Source organism: Streptomyces sp. NBC_01775 (assembly GCF_035917675.1).
Lineage (GTDB): Bacteria > Actinomycetota > Actinomycetes > Streptomycetales > Streptomycetaceae > Streptomyces.
Genome location: NZ_CP109104.1, coordinates 68,210 through 85,037 on the forward strand (window position 1 = coordinate 68,210; position 16,828 = coordinate 85,037).

The 16,828-nt window shown below is 69.3% G+C and carries 17 protein-coding genes and 2 pseudogenes; 9 read left to right on the forward strand and 10 right to left on the reverse strand.

All coding sequences use genetic code 11. The features are described from left to right. Positions 1–224: 224 nt before the first annotated feature. The 4 genes from OHB04_RS00360 to OHB04_RS00375 form a co-directional block, all read right to left on the reverse strand. The gene (locus OHB04_RS00360) at positions 225–449 is read right to left on the reverse strand and encodes a hypothetical protein (protein ID WP_326806483.1); all 225 of its coding nucleotides are present in this window, start codon (positions 447–449) and stop codon (positions 225–227) included. Between the two features lie 313 nt (positions 450–762). Further along, on the reverse strand, positions 763–1,413 hold the full coding sequence (locus OHB04_RS00365; protein ID WP_326685731.1) for a hypothetical protein: 651 nt from the start codon (positions 1,411–1,413) through the stop codon (positions 763–765). A gap of 101 nt (positions 1,414–1,514) precedes the next feature. Continuing rightward, positions 1,515–2,507: a DUF6083 domain-containing protein gene (locus tag OHB04_RS00370; RefSeq protein ID WP_326806484.1), complete on the reverse strand. Its 993-nt coding sequence runs from the start codon at positions 2,505–2,507 to the stop codon at positions 1,515–1,517. Positions 2,508–2,584: 77 nt separating this feature from the next. Further along, positions 2,585–2,890, reverse strand: coding sequence for a hypothetical protein (locus OHB04_RS00375; RefSeq protein ID WP_326806485.1), 306 nt, complete (start codon positions 2,888–2,890; stop codon positions 2,585–2,587). A 319-nt stretch (positions 2,891–3,209) separates the two neighbouring features. Between OHB04_RS00375 and OHB04_RS00380 the strand changes: the two are divergent. Then, positions 3,210–4,663: pseudogene (locus OHB04_RS00380) on the forward strand (amidase). Between the two features lie 538 nt (positions 4,664–5,201). On the opposite strand, the gene OHB04_RS00385 reads toward OHB04_RS00380, so the two are convergent. After that, the gene (locus tag OHB04_RS00385) at positions 5,202–5,435 is read right to left on the reverse strand and encodes a hypothetical protein (protein WP_326685735.1); all 234 of its coding nucleotides are present in this window, start codon (positions 5,433–5,435) and stop codon (positions 5,202–5,204) included. A gap of 154 nt (positions 5,436–5,589) precedes the next feature. On the opposite strand from OHB04_RS00385, the gene OHB04_RS00390 reads away from it, so the two are divergent. From OHB04_RS00390 to OHB04_RS00405, 4 genes and pseudogenes are all read left to right on the forward strand, one after another. After that, positions 5,590–6,477: a hypothetical protein gene (locus tag OHB04_RS00390; RefSeq protein WP_326685736.1), complete on the forward strand. Its 888-nt coding sequence runs from the start codon at positions 5,590–5,592 to the stop codon at positions 6,475–6,477. Positions 6,478–6,799: 322 nt separating this feature from the next. Beyond that, positions 6,800–7,195, forward strand: a pseudogene (locus OHB04_RS00395) (endo alpha-1,4 polygalactosaminidase); the annotation flags it as partial. A gap of 66 nt (positions 7,196–7,261) precedes the next feature. Next, the gene (locus OHB04_RS00400) at positions 7,262–7,690 is read left to right on the forward strand and encodes a PPOX class F420-dependent oxidoreductase (RefSeq protein WP_326685738.1); all 429 of its coding nucleotides are present in this window, start codon (positions 7,262–7,264) and stop codon (positions 7,688–7,690) included. Between the two features lie 456 nt (positions 7,691–8,146). Beyond that, positions 8,147–8,788: a nucleotidyltransferase domain-containing protein gene (locus OHB04_RS00405; protein ID WP_326806486.1), complete on the forward strand. Its 642-nt coding sequence runs from the start codon at positions 8,147–8,149 to the stop codon at positions 8,786–8,788. A gap of 109 nt (positions 8,789–8,897) precedes the next feature. Here the strand turns inward: OHB04_RS00405 and OHB04_RS00410 are convergent, their stop codons facing one another. Beyond that, on the reverse strand, positions 8,898–9,902 hold the full coding sequence (locus OHB04_RS00410; RefSeq protein WP_326685740.1) for a MerR family transcriptional regulator: 1,005 nt from the start codon (positions 9,900–9,902) through the stop codon (positions 8,898–8,900). 3 nt (positions 9,903–9,905) lie between these two features. Beyond that, a complete protein-coding gene (locus OHB04_RS00415) occupies positions 9,906–10,577 on the reverse strand; it encodes a HEAT repeat domain-containing protein (RefSeq protein WP_326806487.1) in 672 nt (223 codons plus the stop codon). Between the two features lie 873 nt (positions 10,578–11,450). On the opposite strand from OHB04_RS00415, the gene OHB04_RS00420 reads away from it, so the two are divergent. Further along, a complete protein-coding gene (locus tag OHB04_RS00420; RefSeq protein ID WP_326685742.1) occupies positions 11,451–12,023 on the forward strand; it encodes a BlaI/MecI/CopY family transcriptional regulator in 573 nt (190 codons plus the stop codon). Positions 12,024–13,080: 1,057 nt separating this feature from the next. Here the strand turns inward: OHB04_RS00420 and OHB04_RS00425 are convergent. Both OHB04_RS00425 and OHB04_RS00430 read right to left on the reverse strand, forming a co-directional pair. Continuing rightward, positions 13,081–13,683 carry a hypothetical protein gene (locus OHB04_RS00425; protein ID WP_326685743.1) on the reverse strand — a complete coding sequence of 201 codons (603 nt, stop codon included), beginning with the start codon at positions 13,681–13,683 and terminating at the stop codon, positions 13,081–13,083. A gap of 177 nt (positions 13,684–13,860) precedes the next feature. Further along, positions 13,861–14,463, reverse strand: coding sequence for a TetR/AcrR family transcriptional regulator (locus OHB04_RS00430; RefSeq protein ID WP_326685744.1), 603 nt, complete (start codon positions 14,461–14,463; stop codon positions 13,861–13,863). A gap of 100 nt (positions 14,464–14,563) precedes the next feature. Between OHB04_RS00430 and OHB04_RS00435 the strand changes: the two genes are divergently transcribed. From OHB04_RS00435 to OHB04_RS00445, 3 genes are all read left to right on the forward strand, one after another. Further along, positions 14,564–14,908: a hypothetical protein gene (locus OHB04_RS00435; protein ID WP_326685745.1), complete on the forward strand. Its 345-nt coding sequence runs from the start codon at positions 14,564–14,566 to the stop codon at positions 14,906–14,908. Beyond that, entirely contained in the window at positions 14,905–15,219 is a 315-nt protein-coding gene (locus tag OHB04_RS00440) for a hypothetical protein (RefSeq protein ID WP_326806488.1), read from the forward strand. Before OHB04_RS00435 ends, OHB04_RS00440 begins: the two co-directional genes overlap by 4 nt. A 258-nt stretch (positions 15,220–15,477) precedes the next feature. Continuing rightward, positions 15,478–15,855: a hypothetical protein gene (locus OHB04_RS00445; RefSeq protein ID WP_326806489.1), complete on the forward strand. Its 378-nt coding sequence runs from the start codon at positions 15,478–15,480 to the stop codon at positions 15,853–15,855. Between the two features lie 39 nt (positions 15,856–15,894). Here OHB04_RS00445 and OHB04_RS00450 read toward each other — a convergent pair whose 3' ends face one another. Then, entirely contained in the window at positions 15,895–16,653 is a 759-nt protein-coding gene (locus tag OHB04_RS00450) for a FadR/GntR family transcriptional regulator (protein WP_326685747.1), read from the reverse strand. Positions 16,654–16,828: the final 175 nt, after the last annotated feature.

The window sequence follows — 16,828 nt, forward strand, 5'->3', positions numbered from 1 at the left end:
GGACACCGGGCCGGACGCCAGTCACCCAGCGGCGAGCCCAGCACCTCCACCGGAACCGGTGCGCCCTCCACCGACCAGCGCAGCCAGGCATCCGCGGCGACCCTGGTCACGGCCTCGGCCCGTTCGGTGTCCACAACCAGGGACTGCTGAGCGCGCCGGGCCGCTTCGTACGCCGTTGCCATGGCGGGAGGGTAGCGGCCGTGGGCGACGAAGTCGGCTTCCCGTCAGCCGAAGGCACCCGGGTGGGCCTGTTCGCGGACCGTCACGAACTGCTGGCGGACCGCCTGGCCCACCGCCAGTTCGTCGCCCGCGTCGAAGACCTGGGCTTCTGCCGCGGGCCACTCCGGTGCCGCGGGCCACTCCGGGGGGCGCCACCGCCGAACGCGTCGCCCGAAGGCGCCGAACGGCGAGCCCCGGGCCGCGAATGGTGCTGTACGGGCGAGCAGCACGGCTCCCGCACAGATGCCGAAGAGTGGGCCGGAGGCCGGACAACTCGGGGCTGTCGGTCTCCCTCCCATGACAACCGCTGCGGATCCACGCGGACAAGCGCGGACGTGTGCGTTCAGCCATCCGTCCGCGCGGCGGGCGTGAACAGGGGGTGGGGGTCAGCAGCCAGACGGCGACGTCGGCGGGTCCGCGGCCGTCTTGATGTTCGTCGGCACGGGAATTCGGTACGGCAATACCGCCACACGCGTCACCTTGAAGCACACGGCCGGCGCGCTTCTACCTGCTCACCACCCCCACAGCCGCGCTCCCGCACGGTTACCTGTCGTGTTGTGGGTTGGGCCGGGCAGTGTCGGCGAACATGTCCGCGACTCTCTGTGCTGTAACTGTGGGTGTGCGGCGCTGGATCCAGTAGCAGGAGCCGATGGCGGCAGTACCGATCATCACGCTGGCGATGGTCAGCCCGATGTAGAGCCATGCGCTCTCGTGCCCCCAGGCTCCATACGAGAGTGTGTGAAACGCCTGGGTCAGGCCGATTCCCGCGCTCGCGGCATATACCACTCCCCCGAGAAAGAGCGCGGTCTTCACGTGACGGCCGGATCCCACACGGATGTTGATACGGGACTGCCACGCAATGAGCGGAATGCCCGCGCGCCTCGTGATCTCTTTCTCCAGGCCGATCTTGTACCCGATCAGGGCTCGGCTCAAGTTGTTCAGATAGAGCCCGTAGACGATGACGATGGAGACGCCCAGCGGCAGCCACATCAGCAGATGACTCTCCCCGCCGCCGAATGCGACGGTCGCAGCCAGCGCGATGACTGTGCTTCCTGCGGCGAGAATGCGATCTCCCGAGGTCGTCAAGGTCGATATGCGGTTCCCCGCGTCTCGGCATTCGTCGATTAACCAGTTGACGACCTGCTCGTCGGAGAACTGTTGAGAGGGCTCGGAGCCATGCTGCTGTCCGGACATCCAGTCAGGCTCCCATGAGGACGTCCCCTTGTGAGGCCCGTTGGCCGGGACGAAGGAACGCTTTCCAGAGCGCGTCGTCAGCAGGTGCGCGTTCCCCAGGACTATCGGCTGGGGCGGGGCCAGCGTTCAAGGTCGCACCAACGGCGCTCCGTGAGCGCCCGCCGCCGGTCCGCCTTCGTGCACCGCCAGCACTTCCACCCCTTCGGCACCGGCCAGTCGGCGCCGTTCCGGCACGCGTCGGCCGCGCATTCGCGTCGGCGCTTCTCCGGCTGGATCTCAGACTCGGGGGCCGGTGCCTCGTAGCCGTCGGGGCGGGCGGTGAGGATGTGAGCGGAGTGCCGACCGGGGTGGAAGGTCTCCCATTCGCGGTCCGTGTGGTCCGAGGTGGCGGTCTCGTCCTCGTGGTGGGGGCAGCGCTGGTTGAGCCAGCGGCTCACGGTCGCGAAGGTGGCGTTGTCCAGGGACCACACCCACATCTTGCCGTCGCCGAGAGAGAAGAGGGTCTGACCCTCCCGGCCGGGAACGCGCGGCAAGTCGATCTGCTCCCAGGCGCCTTCCTCGGCGGCGAAGACGGGCTCCGGGCAGCGCTGCCCGTCATCGATCTGCGCGATACAGCGCACCTCCTCTATCCGGCCGGGGGCCAGCCGAAGGGTCTGGGCGCAGTGCAGAACGTGCCGGGCGGTGTCCCGTGCCGCCGGCGTCCTCGATTCCGGCCCCCGGGGCTGCTCCTCGTCGGGCGGCGCGGTGAACTGGCCACGGGTGATACGGCTCTGCATCCGCTTGCCCAACTCCGTCACCAGACCGGCCAACTCGGCAGGAAGGTGAGAATGTTCGAGGGCCGGGCAGACAGCCGGGTGCGGAATACGGCAGTACTCGGGCGCGTGCGGGTCGGTGCCGGGGTAGGCGACACCCTGGTTGACGTGCCACTGGTATGCCTGAGGCACACGGTTCGAGGGCACCTCCGGCATCAGAGGGACGCGCTCCTTGTCGTGCCGCTCGTACCACTCCACCGGCAGGCCGCAATACCGGCAACGGCCGGCCCCACTGCTGCGCAGCAGCTTCGAGGGATTCGCCTGATGCAGGCGCATCGACATGGTCACTCCTCCAAGGTGCGTACGGTCTGCGACCGCGCCGGGCGGGTGTCATCAGGTGAAGCGCCGGTCGGCCGGCGTCAGGCGTGGCTTTGCCATCCGCAGTCCGAACAGGGATTGCTGGAGGGCCACCAGCGGTCCAGCACCGCCGGCTTCGCGCCGTACCAGACGGTCTTGTGGGCGAGCCGGCGGCACAGCTCGCCGGGAGCGGCATCCAGGACGGAGCGGTTGAGACCGGCGTTCTGCCGCACCTTCCGCTCCGGTGCTGCCATGGTGCCACGGGCGGAGTGGGTCATGCCCACGACGTTGAGGTCCTCGACCCCGACGGCCGCGAAGCCGGTCGCCAGGCGCTTGGTCACGTGGTGGAGGAGCGCCTCGCGACGCACGGCAACTTCGTGGTGGAACGTGGTGGAGGCAGCCACACTCGGCAAGTTCAAGCAGCGGTTGGCCCTCATTTATGAGAATCACGGTGCGCGGCAATCGTTGGTTGGGGTGGGTGCCCGTGTCATATCGCCATCGATCGGGGCGCTGGGGCGCCCCGTCGTGACCATCTCCGTAGGTGTGCCAGACCGCCGCGCCTCGCCATGGCCAGCGGTCGGGCGAATTTTCTGTGGCCGGAGAGCGACATGATGAGTTGAGACATCTGTGCCGTTGTGCGAATCGGCATTTTATGACCTCTGCCAGAGGTCAGTACGGTTCGGATTCATGGAGTGGAATTTTCAGACTGCGGAAGAACTCGCGGCTGCCTTGCGTGCCGGTGAAGTGACCTCGGCGGAACTGACCGACGAGGCGATCGCCCGTATCGAGCGCGACGACAAGGTGATCAACGCGATCTGTGTGCCGGACTTCGACCGTGCGCGGGGCCCGCCGCGCGCGGTGCCGACCAGGCGCGCGCCCGCGGCGAGGTCCGGCCGCTGCTCGGTATTCCGGTGACGGTCAAAGAGTCCTACAACATGGCTGGGCTGACCACGACCTGGGGCATGCCGCAACAACGGGACTATGTGCCGGCCGAGGACGCGGTACAGGTGTCGCGGCTCAAGGCCGCGGGCGCGGTGGTGCTGGGTAAGACCAATGTGCCCTTGGGGCTGCAAGATATCCAGAGCTTCAACGAGATCTACGGCACCACCACTAACCCGTGGGATCACGCTCGCACGTCGGGCGGATCGTCCGGTGGATCGGCGGCGGCCCTGGCATCCGGATTCGGCGCGCTGTCCATCGGCTCCGACCTCGCCGGTTCGCTGCGCACCCCCGCGCATTTCTGCGGCATCTACGCACACAAGCCGACACTCGGACTGGCGGCAACCCGCGGCATGGTAGCGCCGCCGGCACCGCCATTGCCGGTCGACCTCGACCTCGCCGTCGTCGGTCCGATGGCGCGCACTGCCCGCGACCTCACGCTCCTGCTCGACGTCATGGCCGGGCCGGACCCGCTGACGCTCGGCAAGGCGCACGACTTGACGCTGCCGCCCGCGCGCCACGAGCGGCTCGGCGACTTCCGGGTCTTGGTCGTCGAGGAGCATCCGCTCATTCCGACCGGGTCCGCTGTGCGGGCGGGCGTGCAGCGCGTGGCCGACGCGCTGGTCGACGGCGGCGCCCGCGTCGAACGGCACACTCCGCTGCTGCCCGATCTGACCGAAGCCGCCATGCTCTACAGGCAGTTGCTGTTTTCGAGTTCCGTTGCGCGTTTTCCCGTCGAGGCGTACGAGCAGTTGCGGACGCGCGCCGCCGGACTGAGCGCAGACGACCAGAGTCTCGATGCGGCGCTGCTGCGCGCCATGGTGTTCAGCCACCGTGACTGGATCGAGGCGAACAACCGTCGCGAGCTCCACCGTCATGGCTGGCGGCAGCTCTTCGCGGAGTTCGACGCCGTGGTGTGTCCCATCACGCCCACTCCCGCGTTCCCGCACGACCACAACCCCGATCCAAGAGAACGCCGGATCGACATCGACGGCGTCGAGTACCCGTACTTCGACCAGCTCGTCTGGGCCGGTCTGGCCACCATGCCCGGCCTGCCCGCCACCGCCATACCAGCGGGCCGGTCCCCCGAGGGTCTGCCGGTGGGAGCGCAGCTCATCGGTCCGATGTTCGAGGACCGCACCCCGCTGCGGCTGGCCGAACTGCTCGAGCAGAAGATCGGCGGCTTCCAGGCACCGAAGTAACGTACTAGCGGGTGTCCGCCGAGGACGAGGTGCGGATGACGAGCGAGGGCTGGGGACTGGTCCTGAAGCTCGCGGCCTGGCACGCGGGAGCGGCCAGGCCGGCTGTCCAGTCGCCTCGACAGCCGGATCGTGTTCGCATCAGACGCGGAGCCTTCGCGTCTGATGCGAACACCGAAGGTCCACCAAGGATGTTGTCTTTCCACTGACCAGCGGGAACAACCGCCACGGCCCCTTTCTGGTGTATTCGGTTCCCACCCCGGGTTGGCGCCCAGGAGCAGAAAGCTGTCGTAGCGAGCCCCGTCGCGGCATGCTCGTCGACGGTGCCGTGAACGACCGACCGCACGCCGCGCTGCCTGCACACCTCCAGCGCGCCCGGGGAGACATCGGGTGCCGTGACGGAGTGGCCCCGGTCGAGCCGTCGTGACCACGGACGGGTGGCGGCCCGACGCGCAGGTGAGGGCCGTCTTCCGGCACTCCCCCAGCTTCGTGCGGCGCGCCGTGGCCTGACCGGCCGTACGGTCCGGCGCCGTCGGCGAGGTCAACGCCGGGGCGGGTCCGCCCGCTTGAGCAGGGCGCGCAGTACGGCCAGGCGGTGGGCGCGGAGGCGGTCGTCGGCCTTCGAGCCGGCCGAAGGACCGAGCGCCTTCCGCGTCGCGTAGGCGGTTACCAGGCCGAGGAGCAGCCGGACAAGAGCGTTACTGAAGGCCAGGGAGGCCAGAGAGGCCAGAGAGGCCAGGGTCCACACGGTATGGGCCATGCAGGTGGTGAGCATCTTCGGTCGCACCTCCGGGACAGGGAGCCTCCGGTGTAGCGCGGCCGTAGAGCGGGGCGCTGCCCCGCAGCCGCGCGGTACCGGCCCGCCGCACGCGGGTTCCGCGCGGCTGCGCCCCTGTCGGCCCCGCGCGGGCTCCGGGAGCATGCGGGCCATGGCCAACAACGAAGAGCCCCGAGAGCCCCGGGTCCGGTCGTGGAAGCGGGACCTTCCCTTCCCCTACGACCGTGACCTGTCAGGAGTGCTGCGCCACCTCAACCGCCGCACCCGGGCCTTCCGCACCCGGCTGGCGAACGACCCGGTCACGGCCTCCTACCTCGCCGCCGGTATGCGGCTGCTCGGACGGCACCTCGGCCCTGGCGCTTACGGGGAACGCCGGTTCCTCAGCTTCCTCTCGCAGCGCGTGGTCGCCGCTGAGGTCGACAACAATCCCCGCCCCTTCACCCGCCGGGGCAGCGTGGCGGCGCTGCGGGACCGCTGGAGCGCCCAGTCGGACTTCGTCGCCGACCTGATCAGGTTCGCGGTGTGGCGGGAGAACTACCGCCCCGGCTCCAGGGAGCAGCGGGCCGTCAACACCAGGAAACTGGTCGGCGGCCCGGACTTCGTGCGCGCCGTGCACGAGACGGCGTATCAGCACACCGCCGAGGGCGTCGAGATGCCCTCCGTGCGGCTCGGCCTCGCCCTGATGACGGTGGCCGAGGGCGACGAGGAGGTCATGGCCGCGATCTCCGACATGTACGAGGACTACCTCGGCTCGTGGAAGGAGCTGTACGCCGCCGTCATACGGGAGCGCGGTCTGCGGCTGCGCCCCGGCCTGACCCTCGACGACCTGGCGAACGCGCTGTCAGCGGTCACCGACGGCATGATCCTGCGCGCCATCGGCGACCCCGGTTCCGGTGTCGTCGACCACGCCAACCGCCGCTCGCTGATGGGAACGGTCGCGCTCGCGGTGATTCACGCCTTCCTCGAACCGGACGACGACGCCGCCAGTCTCACTCTTGAGCAGGCCGTCGCGGCGCGCTTCGACAATCGGGCGTACTGAACGGCAGCCGGCCGTACGGGCGGGAGGGCTGCCCGCCGAGGGGGAGCGCGTATGGCAGGGGTGGGCAGGCTGTGGGCGGCGATGGTCCTGGTGGCCGCGGTGACGCTGACGGGACGCGGCAGTCCCGGCGCGGGGCGGGAGCACGGCCGGAGCCCCGCACCACACGGAACGCAGGACGGGGCGAAGGGGTGGTGGCGGCCCGCACCGGGCGAGGTGACCGACTGGGACTGGCAGATCTCCGAGCCGTACGACCTGTCCGCACGGCGGCAGATGTACGACCTGGGCCTGTTCGACCTGGCGCGGCGCATGGGGTGCGACGGAACCCGACCAGAACAACCCGCTCGGCAACCGCCCCGGCTTCCCCGTCACCCTGCGCGACCAGCACTCCTGGTGCCGGAAGATCGCGTCCCTGGCACACGCGCGCGGTCTCTCCGTCGGCATGAAGAACGGTCACGACCAGCCGGGTTCCGTCGCGGCCCTCGTCGACGCCTTCGACTGGGCCCTGCCCGAGGAGTGCGCGCAGTTCGCCGAGTGCCGGGAGCTGCGTACGTTCGTCCGGAACGGCAAGGCCGTCTTCGCGGTGGACTACCGGGGCTCCGTCCGCCCGCCAGCGGCCTGCCGCGCCCCCGTGCACAGCACCTCGACGGCCTGGTCAAGGGCGAGCCGCCCACCGGCGGATACCGCAAGCCCTGCACATGAACCGCACCCGGCGCCGTAGCGTCCGCACCGCCCGTTCGGCCTGTCGGTGTGGTGCGGGCAGGGGAGTTTCGGCGAGGGTGGGGGCATGGCGCACAAGATGAGCAAGGACGAATGGCGGGCGTTCCTCTCCGAGGGCACCCGCACCGGGAAGCTGTCGACCACACGCGCGGACGGTGGCCCGCATGTCGCCCCGGTCTGGTTCCTGCTGGACGGGGACGACCTGGTCTTCAACACCGGCGCGGACACGGTGAAGGGACGCAACCTCGCCAGGGACGGCCGGGTCGCCCTGTGCGTGGACGACGACCGGCCACCGTTCTCCTTCGTCGTCGTGCAGGGGCGCGCCGAACTGGGCGACGACCTGGAGGAGGTCCGGACATGGGCGACCAGGATCGCCGCGCGTTACATGGGCCAGGACGCGGCGGAGGAGTTCGGCGCGCGCAACGGTGTCCCCGGTGAACTCCTGGTCCGTGTCCGCATCGACAAGGTCGTCGCCGTCTCCGACCTGGCCGACTAGGCGGCGTCCGCCGGGTCGCCCGGACAGGCGGGACCCACGTCCCGGTCCGGGCGTCGCCGGGCACAGCGCCCACGGCGCGTCCGGTCCGTCACGTGCGACGAGGTCTTCGAGCCGGGCACGGCGTTCCCGGTAGGGGCGGTGGAGCAGTTCGTCGTGGCCGGTTCGGATTTGGTCGAAGAGGGAAGCGCGCAGGTTCGCAGAAACTCGGCCCCGCGGAGAGGGGAACTCGCGTGTTAGTCGGTGTTCTCGGCGGCATCGCGCACGGATTGGTGGCCTGCCCCATCTCGGCCTCGGTACTGGTGGGCTCGCGTATTCAACTGTCGCCGGTTCGCCGAGGAGGCCACCCGGCTGGTGGCCCTGTGTGATCGCCGGCGGCATACGGCTCCAGGTCCCGCCGGCCTCCTTCATCGACTGCGGCCTGGGGGCCCCCTTCGAGTCCGCTGTAGATTTCCTGCGGTGAGCGAGCAACTGCCCAGCGGCGGCATCGAGCTGTCACCCGACGAGATCGAAGCCCTCCACACCAGGTGGTCTTCCTGCTGGACCCCGAGTGAGGTCGCGCAGCAGTTGGCCGGGATCGGCACGCCCTGGTACGTGGCCGCGGGCTGGGCGCTGGACCTCTTCCGCGGCAGGCAGACGCGCGCTCATGGGGACATCGAGATCGCGATTCCGGCCGCGAGCTTTTCCGAGGTCCGCTACCGCTTCCCCGGATATGTCTTCGACGCGGCAGGCAGCGGCCGGATCTGGGAGGACGCCACACCGGAGGTGTTGGCCGCCGTACATCAGACTTGGCTCCGCGATCCGGCCACCGGCGACTACCTGCTCGACGTGTTCCGCGAACCGCACGACGGCGACACCTGGATCTGCCGACGCGATGAGAGGATCCGGCTTCCGTACAGCGACATCATTCACCACACCCAGGACGGCGTCCCGTATCTGGCGCCCGAACTGGTCCTGCTGTTCAAGGCCAAGCACGCCCGCCGAAAGGATCAAACAGACTTCGACGCGACCGTCCCGCACATGACCCCGGCTCAGCGCGAGACCCTGACCGAGCTACTCGACCGCGTACACCCGGGGCATTCCTGGATTGCGGATCTGTAGCCGGCTACTGGTGCGCTCGCGTGTTCAACTGCCGCTGGCTCCACGAGGAAGCCAGCCTGTTGGAGACCTTGCGTGATCTCCTGGGGCGTATCGGCTCCATAGAGATCCGTCACCGTGTGTCGCGTAGCTGAAGGAGGTACGTCGCGGTCAGCGCGACGGCACGGTCCCCGTCATGCGACAGCTCCACGAGGGCACGTGATGCCGTCGTCCCCGGGATGCCCGCCAGCGCCTGGGTCAGCCGTCCGCGTGCAGGCGCTCGAGTGGTGTCGTGGGCGAGGCGGTCGACGAGCCCGGTCGCGATCTGATCCACCGTCGCATCGTCGCTCGCCAGCACGCTCAGTGCATCGGCTGCATCGGTGTCGTTCCTTCCCTCCACGATCATGCCGATGAGCGTCGGGACCGCATCGGCCACTCCACGTGTTCCGAGCGCCAAAGCCGCATACCCGCGGACGACGGCGTCGGTGTTCGCGAGAGCGTCCCGCAGGTGCGCGGTGGCCTCATCACCGGGCAGCTCGGCGAGGGACTGAACGGCACGCTCCCGCACTTCGGCCACCGGTGAGCCGAGGCCCTCCGCCAGCAGTGCAGGGGCACCGTCGCCCGATCGTGCCAGCGTCCAGCGAAGGGCTCCGGCGACGTTCGGCTCCGTCTCGCTCAGTGCCGCCTCGACCAGGGCCTCCACCGGCACCGGAACCTCGTCGGCCGAGGAAAGGGCCGCGCGCTGGCGCGCGTCGGCGCTCTTCGACCCCAGGGCCTGGAGGAGCGTGACGACCTGGAGGACGTCCTCCCAGCCGGCGGGTTCCGCGGCATCGATCCGGCGCAGCCGCGTGAGCAGCTCGGTCTCGGCCGCGATGCGGTCGCGTGTCTGACGGATGAGGTCGCCGACGAGCGCCGAGGGCGTAAAGCCGGGCTCTTCGAGCGCGCGCCCGATCTCACGCAGCGACAGCCCCAGCGACCGCAGGCTCTCGATATGGAAGATCCGCCGGATGTCCTCCCCGGAGTACTCCCGATAGCCGGAGCCCGTACGGCCCGATGGCCGCACCAGGCCGAGCGACTCGTAATGCCTGAGCATGCGGGCGCTGACCCCGGACCGTCGCGCCACCTCACCGATCAACACGTCCTACCGTCCCTCCTGGCCGGACCCGCCGAGGGCCACGACGCGCTTGGCCTCCTCGATCGCGAACTCGAATCCGGCGTCCGGGTCACGCAGCAGCCGTTGTGTGGCGAGCGCGTGCGCGCACACGCGCGGATCAAGGGCCGTCGTCGCAGCACGCAGGGCCGGCACAATCACTTCACCCAGCGCGACCAGCGCCCGGCTGAGACTGAGCTGCGTCTCCCGCTCACCGCGCCCGAGCTGCGTCACCAACACCGTGGCCAGCGCGGACTCCTCGCCTTCCGGCACGAGCACTACCGCGGCCCGCCAGGCGCTCCGCGCCACCTCGTCGTCGGCGTCGGACAGCAGCGCCCGGGTGATCGCCGGCCACGCCTGCCGGTCCCCGATCTTGGACAGCGTGTGCAGCGCCTGGCTCCGTGCCTGCGCACGCTCCGAGCGGACTTCGCCGAGCAGCTCTGGAAGCGTCATGGACGCCGGGTGGCGGGTGAGCGCCCAGGTCAGCATGTCGCGGACGAAGGAATCGGGCTCGATCGCGCATCGCTCGATGAGCTTGTCGACGAAGCGCGGGTCAGGCGTCGTGCCGACCGCCAGAGCAGCCCGCATTCGCACGGACGAACGGCGGTCCTCCAGCCCCTGGAGCGCTCGTATCGCATCCATGTCCTGTCTCGTGGTCGTCATCGAGACCACCTCCTTGGGAAGCAGTGAAGGCCCTGTCACTGTGTCAAGGTCAAGCAGGGCCCTGACCACGGCGGTCGCCCACTTCGGGTCGGCCGGTGCACGCCTTGCCGAGGCCTCCCCCACTCCCCATGTTCGAACACGCCATCGCGTAGGGGTGAGTGATTCCGGCTATTCCGAGGACCTGGTCAGCGCCCAGCGCGAGCTGCACCGCGCCCGGCACGCATCCCGGGCGGCCTCCGACCCGGCCAGGACGGTGGCGAGTACAGCAGACTGGCACAGCCCAGGCCGGATGGGCCGATGTCGACGTCCAGGCCCTCATCACCCGTCCTGGTGCGCAGCGCCCGCGCGACGGACACGAGTGTGGGGTCCGCGAACGACAGCCCCGCGTGCTGCGGGTGCGCGCCGACAGTATGCGGTCCGAGCGGGTCGTTGATCCGGTCGCGAACCGCTGGGGCCTTGGCGTGCCCCTCCAGATCGCGTAAATACTCGGCCTGTTCATCCTCGAACGGCTGATCCCGTAATAGCGGCAGGTCGCCGCCACACTGCGCTGACTTGTTCGACGTGCCGCAGCACCGCCGGTCGATGCCGGGCTCACCGTCGCAGTTCCCGTTCCGTCATGCAGGTCTCCCAGGAATCAGAGACCCACCTGTCGACAACCTCCGTCGGTTTTGGACCTGGACAAGGCCGAGGCACCCCACAATGGTTGCGGACCGGGCCGCGGATCAGCGGGGCAGCCGCCCGCACCGCAGATCACAGACTGGATGATGCGAGTACGATCCGCCCCCAGCACTGCACGACGCACGAGGAGAGGTAACCACCATGTCCGATGCCGGGCAAACGACTACAGAACTCAAGACACAATATGCCGCTCAGGTGACTGCGGACCTTGAGCGGAACACCCAGGAACAGGAACGTATCGGGGCTGAGGTGGCAGCGCTACAAGAGCAGTTGCGCGCGTTGCAGCACGACCAGACCCTGCTGGTCAACCTGCAGCAGACGCTGGGCAGCGACAGCCCCACGGCAACCGGCCCGGACGCAGCCCAGAGCGCCGTGGACGTGCCTTCCGTGCCGCGGCAGGCCTCCGCAAAGCCGACACCGGCCAGGAGGAAGAAGGCCGTGACTACGAAGTCCAGGAAGACCGCGGCCAAGAGCCCCGAGACGAAGACATCCACCAGCTCGGACAAGCAGCCCACCCTCGTCGCGCTCATCCGCGGCCATCTCGCCCAGCAGCCCGAACCGCGCTCCGCTGCGGAGATCGCCTCCGAACTGGCCCAGGCCCACCCCGAGCGCAACGTCAAGCCCACGGTCGTGCGTACCACGGTGGAGGGTCTGGTCGCCAAGGGCCATGTCCGTCGCGCCAAGCAGGGCTCGTCCGTCTTCTACACGGCCTCCACGGCTGAAGCGGCAGGCGACTCGGCGGAGCAGAGCGGCCCGGCCTCTGCGTGACGGGCAGGGTCTCGCCACACACTCCCGCCGGTGGGCCCGCGCGGGCGCCTGCCCGGACCGGTTGTGGCCTGCCCTGCCGGCGGACGCAGCCCAAGCCGTCATGAGGAGGGCGAACACTCGCCGAGCCAGGCGTCATCGCAAACGGATCAGGCGGTGAGAAGCGGTGTGTATCGGTGCCTGCCCTTGACGGTCTTCGAGCTCACTGACCGTCGGCTACGCTCCGGCCGACGTCTCTGCGGAGCAGCTGGCCGCACCGACCAGCCTCCCACGCCATGAGCGTCAGCGACCCCCTGCGTCAAAATGGTGCAGGTGTTGTACGACGACGCGGCCGTCTGCGGCCACTACGTCGCGCGGGACCGCGCTTTGAAGACGAGCGCGGACAAGATCCTGACCAACATGGCTGTTGGGCCCGAACGGACACGCGGCAGCAGCCGCCAGACCATCACCCAGGCTCTCGGCGTCAGCGTTGAAGGGGCCGAACGCCCGTCGGAAGCCGCCGTGGAAGGGTGCGGCACAGCCGGACTCCGCTCAACAAACCGCTGCCAGCAACAAGTCCTGATGCCGCCCACCCCGCTGACACCACCCCACACACTCACAGAACGTGCCAGGCGCCCGGCGGGGACTGTCACACTCCCCGCCCAGGCGCCTGGAGCGTGCGCAAAACGAGAGGCCCCAGACCCCGGCTCAGAAGCAGAACTGTCCAAATCAGCGCCCGAACCTCCGTCTTGCCACTGCCTATGTGCCGCCACGGGCGCACCGCCCGCACCTTGCTGTGCGACTCGGCCCCGCACGCGCCGGGCACCTCTCACCGAGCCGTGTTGCGGTTGAGCCGCGGGGCAACGCTATCGAGGCCGTTGCAGACTCGAACGGCCCCTCGCCGCAACTCGGGTCGGCTGACCCCGTTCCACCAGGAACACCGTCAACCTGCGCACAGGGTGCGGTTGCACTAGCATACGCTGCGTAAGAGGGCATCTGGTCTAGATTGCGGGTGGCTTGAAAGGGGCGGGTGACCGTTGCCGGGATCCGGCTCTGACTCCGGCTGCGAACCGGGCCCGGCTCATCGCTCGGCGCGTGACGATCGGCTCACGGGCCGCCAGGCCGAGGGCCAGGCGACGTCCCGGTTGACCGGACCGGTCACCCCAAGGCTGGCCCGTGCGTACTCGAGGTACCGCCGCTGTGCGTTTCTGAACTCCGAGTACGCCTGGTCCCAGCTCTGTTCGTCTTCCGTGGGCACACCCCGCGCCAGGTGCTCCAGCCGCCACAGGCAGTGGTTCAGCGTCTTGGACGCGGTGTTCGTGTCAGTGTCTCCCAACAATTCGCAGGTCTCCCCCAGTGCGGAACGGCGGGCCTCAGCCGCGCCGAGCTCGGCGAGCACCTCGGCGGTGAGCTCCAGCGGCGCGGGACCGGTCACCAGCCCGCGGCCCGCAGCGATGCGCTGATAGCTGCCCGCGAGCTCTTTGACCGCGTGGATGTACTCGCCATAGGCGTCCAGACGCCGCCCATCCCAGCGCACGGACTGCTCACGCCGCCACCGTGCCCGGTCGTTCAGGCTGCTCACCAGGAACGACGCGACTGCGCCCAGCGCAACACCCGCCAGCGGAAGTATCTGTCCCGACAGACTCATAGAGGCCCCGATCACGTAGTCGAACAGTTCCCCCATTCTCCCGGCCGGAGCCCGGCGAAGTCGGCGATGCCGTCACCCGCAGCCACTGGTGACTCCTCGGACGCCCCCTGGTAGTCACATGACCCGCCGGACAGGCTCCAGTTGGGCCCCGGCCCGAATCGGCTGCAAAGGATGCTGCGAATTTCGTACTAACGGCGCCGCGCAGCGAGGGGCTCACTCCTGCGGTTCCGGGAACATGACGGCCAGGACGTTGGCGGCGATGGCCGACACGTCGGTAGCGGGGTCCACCCCCCGGCGCAGGGCCAGGCTGCCGCCCATCGCGCCCAACGCCACGACCACCTGTCGCAGCGGCATGGCCGGCCGGATGCGCAGGCGCAGGCAGTGCCGCTCCAGCAGGGCCTCGATCTGCTCCTCGTGGCGTCGCTGGGCGGCCACCGCGCCGGCAGCGGCCTCGGGTTGGCGAGTCACGGCGGCCATGAACTCCGCGGCGGCCGTGCTCCAGCGCGCCGCCTCCTGATCGTCGGTGAAGCCGGCCGGGGTCAGCGCCGCGATCAGCTCCTCCCGGGTGGATGCGCGGTCGAGGGTCTCGCCGAGCAGTTGCAGATGCGCCTCGGCGTGGGCGTCGACGAGGGCCTGCCACAAGCCCTCCTTGCCGCCGAAGTGCTTGTAGACCGCGCCTCGCGTGTAGCCGGCCTCCTCGGCGATCTCGTCCACCGTCGCGGCCAGGAAGCCCCGGCGCGTGAGCACCGAGCGGCCTGCCTCCAGCAGCCGCTCGTGGGTGAGTCGCTGCTGCTCGGCCCGCGTCAACCTCGTCACCGATCCAACCGTCCATTCAGTAACGGAGTGTTTCCAGAAACAGTACGTTACTGTAAGAGGGTCGGTCGGTCCCTTCGGGGGTATAGGAGTGTGCCGGGAGATGAGCGCTGGACCGGGGCTCATGACGGGAGCCGTCGCCGCGCTGGGGGTGCTCGGCTGGGCGGTGGACCGTGCGCTGCTGTGGCTGGAGGCTCGCGGGTGGGTGTACTGGCGCAAAGGCAAGGGCCTGAAGGCCATGGGAGCGGATCTGATGGTGGAGAGCTCGCCTGCCGCGCAGGCCCTCCAGCGGGCGACGCACGACGAGCGGATGCGCAAGAACGTGCGACCGGCGAGGGAGCCGTCCTTCGACGTCGACCTGGCGGCAGGGCTCGTGAGGATCCGGCACCTTCCCGAAGATCAGGAGGGCAAGGGGCATCGGCACAAGAGGCAAGGAGTCGACGTATGAGTGAGATGGTGCCCTATCTGATCGTTTTCGGCTGCCTGGTCTCGGTGGTGGGGTTCTTCACCTGGCTGAAGGGTGTGGTGCGCCGCCGCGGCCTGGCCGGGACGGCGGTGACGGGCGCACTGGCCTCCTACGAGGAGGCGATGCGCACCACCGCGCACGACTCCCACGTCGAAGTCCGCGCCCAGGCAGACCGCCGGGCGCCGATCCTCTCCCCCGACGACCCGCGGTGGACCGGCCGTACCGCGCCGAGCCGGACGCGGCGAGCCCGCCCTCTTCGCAGGTGGCGCCTGCACCGACGACTGAGCCGATAGCCGGCGGAGCCGGCGGCACCTCAGAAGCCGGCCGCAGGCCCGGACCGGTTCCCACTCGGGCTGCCGGCGTCCGCTGACGCCAAGGAATTGTGCACACCGGTTCCAACTACCGCTCGCCGCCTGCCCCGGGAGATCAACTGCCCGACGTCACCCAAACGTCGGCCCCGACCTCACCCGGAGCGGCTGGAGCGCACCCTGGGCCTGCGCTACTCGTACGAGCGGTACCGGGTGCTTGGGCTGCACAGTGACTACAACGGGGTGGCGCTGGAGAGCGCCACGTTGTCGACGTTCCCGCAACGCGCGCTGTCGGCGCCGTCTGCGCCGTCGAAGAAGATCGTGCCGACCATGGTGCACGAACTGACCCACCAGTACTTCGGTGACACCGCCAACCGGATTTCCGGCCGCGATCTGACCGGTTACATGAAGAGCTGGATCTACGGCAGGGCCACCCCGCATGCCGGGCCACCCCGGCTGGAAGCCCGGCAAGACCTCCTGAACGGAGGAGAACACGGGGCCTCGTGGGCGGCTCAGAACACGGGCGTGGCCTCGGTCGGCACACCGAACGGGGGTACGCCCGGTGACAGTTGGGGTCAGCTCCCTGGACCTCGCCACACCGGCTGTCAAAAACCTGATTGACCGGCCCGGCCGTTAAAAGAGACCAGAAGCACGGTGCGACTACTCCTCGAGGAGTGCCTCCAGCATGGGTTTGCTCTCCTCGTCCACATACGAGGCGTAGTACTCGTAGAGGTTGCAGCGCGCGAGCCGGTCGGCCTGGACTAGGTCCGCGTTGCGCACCGCCTCGAAGACCTCGGCGTGGTGGGCCACGGACTTGCGCATCAGCGCGACACTGTCGGGTGCCTGCTGCAACTTGTCCTCGATGAGCGCGAGGACCACGCCGCGCACCACCTCGCTGCAGGCCTGGATCAGGTTGTTCCCGCTGGCCTGCGCCACCACGTCGTGGAAGTGGACGTCTGCGGCACTGAAGGCCTCGTATCCTTCGTCGATCGCCTCCCGCATCCGCTCCAGTGCGGCCTCGATGGCCTCCACCTGCTCGTCGGTGCGCTGCCGGGCCGCGAGCCGGTTGGCCGAGCCCTCCAGGATCATGCGGAACTGGATCAGTTCCCCCATCGAGAGCCCGTCCATTCTGGCGAGCCGCTCGAGGGACTTGCGCAGGTTCTTCGTGGAGAGCGGCAACACCTCGGCGCCGCGCGGATCACCGGCCCGTGAGCGGATCAAGCCCCCGCTCTCCAGCACCCGCAGCGCCTCGCGCACGGTGGAACGGCTCACCGAGAACTGGCTCATCAGGTCCCGTTCGCTCGGCAGCCGGTCGCCGGGACGCAGGGCGCCGCGGACGAGTGTCTCTTCCACCTGCTCGACGATCGCCTCGTAGGCGCGGGTCGGACGTACTGGTTGGAAGTACTGCTCTTTTGACACGGTCTGCCTTCCGGGCGGTTTTGCAGGGCCTACGGATAGTCGAACGTACCGCTCTACGTACCGTCCCCGCGGCTCGAAGATCCCCTTGACAACCGTATCCGGATTCTACTAACCGGGATATGGTGCTGGTCGGACCAGTAACCTCGGGAGAGGCTTGAGCGCAGCAGATGGATCT

Excerpts from the sequence above, each read along its gene's own strand:
- OHB04_RS00365 (WP_326685731.1), bottom strand. The coding sequence starts at position 1,413 with ATGTCCGGACAGCAGCATGGCTCCGAGCCCTCTCAACAGTTCTCCGAC.
- OHB04_RS00370 (WP_326806484.1), bottom strand. The coding sequence starts at position 2,507 with ATGTCGATGCGCCTGCATCAGGCGAATCCCTCGAAGCTGCTGCGCAGC.
- OHB04_RS00385 (WP_326685735.1), bottom strand. The coding sequence starts at position 5,435 with ATGCTCACCACCTGCATGGCCCATACCGTGTGGACCCTGGCCTCTCTG.
- OHB04_RS00390 (WP_326685736.1), top strand. The coding sequence starts at position 5,590 with ATGGCCAACAACGAAGAGCCCCGAGAGCCCCGGGTCCGGTCGTGGAAG.
- OHB04_RS00400 (WP_326685738.1), top strand. The coding sequence starts at position 7,262 with ATGGCGCACAAGATGAGCAAGGACGAATGGCGGGCGTTCCTCTCCGAG.
- OHB04_RS00415 (WP_326806487.1), bottom strand. The coding sequence starts at position 10,577 with ATGACGACCACGAGACAGGACATGGATGCGATACGAGCGCTCCAGGGG.
- OHB04_RS00425 (WP_326685743.1), bottom strand. The coding sequence starts at position 13,683 with ATGGGGGAACTGTTCGACTACGTGATCGGGGCCTCTATGAGTCTGTCG.
- OHB04_RS00435 (WP_326685745.1), top strand. The coding sequence starts at position 14,564 with ATGAGCGCTGGACCGGGGCTCATGACGGGAGCCGTCGCCGCGCTGGGG.
- OHB04_RS00440 (WP_326806488.1), top strand. The coding sequence starts at position 14,905 with ATGAGTGAGATGGTGCCCTATCTGATCGTTTTCGGCTGCCTGGTCTCG.